Annotated in this window: 7 protein-coding genes; 4 read left to right on the forward strand and 3 right to left on the reverse strand. The window is 52.0% G+C overall.

Annotation, left to right across the window (positions count from 1 at the left end; all coding sequences use genetic code 11):
- Positions 1–13: 13 nt before the first annotated feature.
- The 3 genes from ABWP27_RS02500 to ABWP27_RS02510 form a co-directional block, all read right to left on the reverse strand.
- Positions 14–706 (reverse strand): glutathione binding-like protein, encoded by a 693-nt coding sequence (locus ABWP27_RS02500; RefSeq protein ID WP_353153056.1) that lies wholly within the window; start codon positions 704–706, stop codon positions 14–16.
- Positions 707–831: 125 nt separating this feature from the next.
- Positions 832–1542 (reverse strand): histidine phosphatase family protein, encoded by a 711-nt coding sequence (locus ABWP27_RS02505; RefSeq protein ID WP_502905310.1) that lies wholly within the window; start codon positions 1540–1542, stop codon positions 832–834.
- Between the two features lies 1 nt (position 1543).
- Positions 1544–2323: an oxepin-CoA hydrolase, alternative type gene (locus tag ABWP27_RS02510; RefSeq protein ID WP_353153060.1), complete on the reverse strand. Its 780-nt coding sequence runs from the start codon at positions 2321–2323 to the stop codon at positions 1544–1546.
- Positions 2324–2560: 237 nt separating this feature from the next.
- On the opposite strand from ABWP27_RS02510, the gene ABWP27_RS02515 reads away from it, so the two are divergent.
- From ABWP27_RS02515 to ABWP27_RS02530, 4 genes are all read left to right on the forward strand, one after another.
- A complete protein-coding gene (locus tag ABWP27_RS02515; RefSeq protein WP_353153062.1) occupies positions 2561–4264 on the forward strand; it encodes a GspE/PulE family protein in 1704 nt (567 codons plus the stop codon).
- Between the two features lie 444 nt (positions 4265–4708).
- Positions 4709–5938 (forward strand): type II secretion system F family protein, encoded by a 1230-nt coding sequence (locus ABWP27_RS02520; RefSeq protein ID WP_353153064.1) that lies wholly within the window; start codon positions 4709–4711, stop codon positions 5936–5938.
- Positions 5938–6486, forward strand: coding sequence for a prepilin-type N-terminal cleavage/methylation domain-containing protein (locus tag ABWP27_RS02525; protein ID WP_353153066.1), 549 nt, complete (start codon positions 5938–5940; stop codon positions 6484–6486). Before ABWP27_RS02520 ends, ABWP27_RS02525 begins: the two co-directional genes overlap by 1 nt.
- Before the next feature lie 30 nt (positions 6487–6516).
- The coding region (locus ABWP27_RS02530; RefSeq protein WP_353153072.1) for a type II secretion system protein at positions 6517–6588 on the forward strand (72 nt) is incomplete at its 3' end.

Genomic DNA, 6588 nt, shown 5'->3' on the forward strand with positions numbered 1-6588 from the left:
TGGTCTGCCCTGATTAATGTTTGGCGTACTGCGTTGCGCCGAATAATATTTCCTTCGATTTATCATCGGTGATCGGCTTGCGTACATCGGTAAACAGCGTGACGCCTTTTTGCACTGCGGGACGCGCACTGATTTCATTGAACCAGCGTTGCACGTTGGGGAAGTCCGCTAATTCTATCCCCTGATTTTTCCACGAACGCAGCCACGGGAAAGTGGCGATGTCGGCGATGGTATAGGTTTCGCCGGCGAGGTAGCTGCTTGCTTCCAGGCGCTTGTCGATGACACCGTACAAACGCTTTGCTTCATTCGTGTAACGATTGACTGCATAGTCGATTTTTTCCGGTGCGTAGAGACGGAAGTGGTGCGCCTGACCCAGCATCGGCCCGACGCCGCCCATTTGAAACATCAGCCATTGCAGGGTCGTGAATTTTTCTCTATCGGTAGCGCCGAGAAATCTGCCTGCCTTGCCAGCGAGATAAACCAGGATGGCACCGGACTCAAACAAGGACATCGGTTTGCCGTCCGGCCCCTTGCTGTCAATAATCGCCGGGATTTTATTGTTGGGCGAAATCGCCAGAAACTCCGCTGTGAACTGGTCACCGGCACCGATATCGATATGATGCATGCGGTAAGGGAAGCCGCATTCTTCCAGCATGATGTGAATTTTGTGACCGTTGGGTGTGGCAGTGGAATAAAGGTCTATCAATTTTTTCTCCTGAAGTAGCCGTGGCGTGCAGAAGCGCATGCGCAAATTTTGTACGATTATGCAGAAATTTGTATTTGTCTGCTTTGGCTGGTAATTGCAGACAGAGAGTGCAGAAGAATGGAGGCTTACAGTCCGCGCGACTTGCGGTATTGATGCAGCACTTCTTCCATGGTGGTGTATCGCGACTCTGTCTGTAGCGGCAGTAGTGGCGCGTAATTAATGGTTTGCACGACCCAGTCCTTGGCGCGTTCGCCGACATCCAGCACATTGATGCAACCAGGGGATTGTTCCAGATTGCCGAGGAACAGCCGCTGACCGGTGATCGCGTAGGACAGCACGGCGCGATTGACGCCGCCATGCAGCACCAGCAGCACGGTATCCCACGATGCATCTGCGCGCAGTCTATCGATGACGGGATGGATGCGATCGATCAACTGGCCGACGCTTTCGCCTGCGAGAAATTGCTTGTGTTCCTCTGCCATGCAGGAGAAGGCGCTGGTGAAGGCTTCTTCCAGATCATCGTCGAGAATGTCTTCCAGCACGCCGCCACGCACTTCCTGAAATTCCGGCCATTGTTCGAGTTCGATTTGCTGGCCGGTTTCTGCCAGCACGCGCAGTGCAGATTCGATCGTGCGCGGCAGATTCGATACGATCACGCGATCGAAGCGTATTCCTTGTTGCGCGAAGACCACTCCTGCCGCGCTGGTTTGCCTGCGGCCTTGTTCATTTAGCGGTACTTCATCCGGCGGGTAGGGTGTGCCGTCGGCATCGAAGTAGGTCACACTGCCGTGGCGCATCAGATAGACGCGCCGTCTTTTTGTCGCGTTCATTTGCAATTCATTTGTAATGCGGTGCGCGCTTTTCCAGAAATGCATGGATGCCTTCCTGTGCATCGCGATGATTCAGGCTATCGACGAAGTGATTTTTTTCGATTTCGAAATGCTGCGGCAGCGAATGATCGCGCACTTCTCTCGCCAGCGATTTGATGCGTTCGACAGCATGGCCTGACAAGGCGGCCAGTTCATCGGCCCAGTCCAGCGCAGTTTGCAGCGTTGAACCATCGGCGACGATGCGGTTGATGACGCCGAGATCGTGCAAGCGTTGTGCCGGAACAGGTTTTCCTTCCAGCATGATTTCAGTTGCCAACTGACGCGGCAAGGCCTGCGACAAGAACCAGGACGAACCGCCATCCGGCGTCAGGCCAACCTTGATATACGACATCGCGAATTTCGCATTGCTGCCGGCGACGATCAGATCGCAGGCCAGCGCCAATGAAAAGCCCGCGCCTGCGGCCGCAGTTTCGACTGCGGCAATCACCGGTTTAGGACAATCGCGGATCGCTTCTATCCAGCCGCGCAGACTGTCGACTGCATCTGCCTGATCGCTTCTATCCTGCGCGCGCAGTTCCAGCAAGGTGTTGAGATTGCCGCCGGCGCAGAAAAAATTGTCGGCGCCGGTCAGGATCACGGCGTGTACCGAGTCGTCGCGTTCTGCAGTGGAGAATGCTTCGATTGCTGCGGCGAACATATCCGGATGCAGTGCGTTTTTTGCGCCGGGATTGGAAAGCGTGAGTATGAGTGTTGCTTCGTGGCGCGATGCCTGGATTTCAGCCGACATAGGGTCTCAATAGAATGAATCAGTGCCTGAGAATATACATGAAGGCATTGTGTTGTACAGAATCTGCATATGCATTCCGTTGCATTGTCTGCGTGTGCAAGTCCAATTCTGCAAACAATTGTCATACACCGCCGGTTTGCTTTGACGCTGCCCGAATTGTTAATTCACAATGACTGCGCTTGGAATGGCATTGTTCCAGCATAGAATACGCACGTATTTTTATATTAAGAGGACTCTATGGCTCGGCCCGAAAAGGTTCGTCTAGGCGAAATCCTGGTTCAACAAAAATTAATTTCCGAGGAGCAACTTCTGTTTTCTCTGACGGAACAAAAACGAACAGGTCGCAAACTCGGGCGTGTTTTTGTGGAAAACAGTTTGGTGACCGAAGAGCAGATATCGACTGCGCTCGCTAGACAGCTGGATATCCCGTATATCAATATCAAATTTTTCAATGTCAATCCGGAGACTGTGCGTCTGTTGCCGGAGACGCAGGCGCGTCGTTTTCGCGCCATCGTACTGGAAGATCGCCGCAAGTCGCTGCTGATCGGCATGGCCGATCCGACTGATCTGTTTGCCTACGATGAAATTTCCCGTTCGCTCAAAAGAGATATTGAACTCGCCGTCATCAATGAAAGCGAGTTGTTGCAGGCGATCGATCGCATTTACCGCCGTACTGAAGAAATCACCGATTTCGCACGTGAGCTGGAAGAAGATCTGAGCGACGGCCCGGTTGATTTCGGCACCATGGGCATGACGCCGGGGCTGGAAGAGGCGCCTATCGTCAAGCTGCTGCAATCCGTGTTCGACGATGCGACGCAGGTGCGCGCGTCCGATATTCATATCGAGCCGCAGGAAGGGCGTTTGCAGATTCGTTTCCGTATTGATGGTGTTTTGCATTTGCAGACAGAAGCGGATATTAAGATCGCTGCGTCGCTGGCATTGCGTTTGAAGTTGATGTCCGAACTGGATATCTCGGAAAAACGCCTGCCGCAGGACGGACGTTTTGCAATCAAGGTACGCCATCAAAATATCGATGTGCGTATTTCGACCATGCCAACGCAGTATGGCGAATCGGTCGTGATGCGGCTACTCAATCAGAGCGGCGGCACCTTGATGCTGGACTCCATCGGCATGCCGGTCGAGATGATGAAACGCTTCCGTCAGATCATTCGGCGCCCGAATGGACTGGTGCTGGTAACCGGCCCTACCGGCAGCGGTAAAACCACGACGCTGTATGGTGCGCTGGCAGAATTGAATTCGCTGGAACGCAAGCTGATTACCGTCGAAGATCCAGTCGAGTATCGTCTGCCCGGCATCAATCAGGTACAGGTCAACGACAAGATCGATTTGAGTTTTGCCCGCGTGTTGCGTTCTGCATTGCGGCAGGATCCGGACGTGATTCTGGTCGGCGAGATGCGCGATCAGGAAACCGCACACATCGGTATGCGCGCTGCGCTGACCGGCCATCTGGTGCTATCCACCTTGCATACGAACGACGCCATCAGTACGCCGATTCGCTTACTTGATATGGGGGTGCCGCGCTATATGGTCGCCACTTCGCTGCAGGTAGTGTTGGCACAACGGCTGGTGCGGGTTATTTGCGAAAGCTGTGCGACCGACTATGAATTGCTTCCAGCCGAACACGAATGGTTGACAAGCGAGTTGGGCGATACGGTCAATGCGCATCGCTACAAACATGGTCGTGGTTGTTCGCACTGTAATGGCACAGGTTATCGCGGACGTACCGGCGTGTATGAAATGCTGGAAATGACAGAAGCCGTGGCCCATGCGGCAAACAGTCATGACCCTACGCATTTCATCAAGGTAGCCGAAGGGCAAATGGCAGGGCAAACCTTGCGACGTCATGCGGTATCTCTGGTTGCCGTCGGCAAGACCACAGTCAGCGAAGCGATGCGGATTACCAATCAGCAGGAAGATTGAACAGACGCACCGATGGTGCAGTATGCAAGGTCCGGGATGGAGTTAAAAGTTGGCGTGAAATAACAATGTTGTTTCACGCCAATTTTTTATCGCAAGACTTCTCATAAATGCGGTATTGCTCCGCGTTCAATTTTCTGCTCGCGATGAAAAACCGTTTTTCATCAAACGCGATGTGAAATCGATTCAATCGCGTATGCGTCATTTTCCAGTGAAATTTCACCTTGAATGCTCGTTTAATCGCCGCAATTATTTCCATGTGGAAATAATTTTATTTTCCCCGATGCGATTAAAAAATGCCGAGCATGCTCGATAAATTTCCGTGTGGAAATTTATTAGCACTTAGTTCCAACACATTCGTTAAATTTTGTTAATTGGCGTAATTACTTGTGTTGGAGGAAGCTTTTTTCTCTTACTCTCGCGCATGATTTAATTTTAGGAATCAATGTGCCGTTTTTCGCATACAAGGCTCGCAATGCACGTGGAGAAATGCTGCAAGGTGTTCTTGAAGGTATGGACAGCGGCAGTGTGGCCGATCAGTTATTTACTACCGGTGTCACGCCAGTCGAGATCGTTGTAACGGTCAAGCCTGCAGGCAGCGATGGCAATGACTGGTGGAGCAAGCTGACTGCACCGAAGATACGTTCGATCGATGTGCAATTGTTCAGTCGCCAGTTGTATACCTTGTTGAAGGCAGGGGTGCCCATCATGCGCGGACTGGCAGGTTTGCAGGAATCTGCGATCAACAAGTCGTTCGGACTTGTGGTCAAGGATTTGCGCGAATCGCTGGATGCAGGACGTGAATTATCTGCCGCCATGCGTCGTCATCCAAAAGTGTTCAGCCCGTTTTATACCAACATGGTACGCGTGGGTGAAATGACAGGACGGCTGGAAGAAGTATTTTTGCGCCTGTTCGATTACCTCGAGTTTGATCGCGATATGCGTCAACGAATTCGTACAGCTTTGCGTTATCCGATCTTTGTTGTATCGGCATTGATGGTGGCAATGATCGTGATCAATCTGTTTGTCATTCCGACCTTTGCCAAGGTGTATGCAGGTTTCAAGGCCGAGCTGCCGTTCATGACAAAGATGCTGATCGGGACGTCGAACTTTACGGTGCAGTATTGGTATCTGTTGCTGGCGATAGTTTTGGGTGCAGCGTTCGCTTTCAAAATGTATGTCGATACAGCGAACGGCAGGTACCAATGGGACAAGTTCAAGCTGCGTATTCCGATTGCCGGAAAAATCATGTTGAAGGGAACACTGGCGCGTTTTGCTCGCAGCTTTGCGCTCTCAAGCAAAAGTGGCGTACCCATCGTGCAGGGCTTGAACGTGGTGGCGCAGACGGTAGGCAATACCTATATCGCCAGTCGTATCGAACAGATGCGCGATGGTGTGGAACGCGGTGAAAGCATTTTGCGTACGGCAGTGACAACCGGTGTGTTCACACCAGTCGTGATGCAAATGATTGCGATCGGCGAAGAGACAGGTGAGCTGGATAGTCTGATGGATGAAATCGCTGCCATGTATGAGCGTGAAGTCGATTATGAATTGAAGACCTTATCCGCGCAGATCGAACCGATTCTGATTGTCGGCTTGGGGATACTGGTGCTTGTCCTGGCTTTGGGCGTGTTCCTGCCGATCTGGGATCTGGGCAAGGCAGCCCTGGGTCGCTGATGCGGAATCAGTCAGGCTTCGGAACAGGATGTGCGCATCGGCAAGGGGGATTTACCTTGCTGGAGTTGATGGTGGTGGCCTGCGTTGTTGGCGTACTGGCGACGGTGCTGCTCAACCGTGTGCGTTTCTACCAGAAGATGGCGGAAAAAACGGCGGTGGAACAGACGGTAGGCGTGTTGCAAAGTGCATTGCAGTTGCGCGTTGCATCGCTGATCGTGAATAACCGCCTGGATGAGGCCAGCGATCTGGTGCAGCAGAACCCGATGCTGTGGCTGGCGCAAAAGCCGAACAATTATGGCGGCGAATATTTTGATCAACTGCCGGAAGGCGATGTGTCGGGGCGCTGGTATTTCGATTTGAAGGAACGCAATCTGGTGTATTTCGTGCATAGCGCTGCGAAAGGCAAAGATACCGCATTGCCGCAGTTGCGTTTCAAGACAAATTTGTTGTTGGCAGCAAGAAGTTTTCCAGTGGCGGAACGGCCGGTTTCTGGAAAGGCAATTGAAGGTGTAGTGCTGGAACAGATCGTTCCGTATGTGTGGGATTGAGTTAATTAATTTTTTACAGGGAGTTTCAAAATGAAAGTGAAATCTTTTTCCAAGCAACAAGCCGGTTTTACCTTGATTGAACTGGTCGTTGTGATTGTTATT

It is taken from the genome of Herminiimonas fonticola, from assembly GCF_040395855.1.
Lineage (GTDB): Bacteria > Pseudomonadota > Gammaproteobacteria > Burkholderiales > Burkholderiaceae_D > Oxalicibacterium > Oxalicibacterium fonticola_A.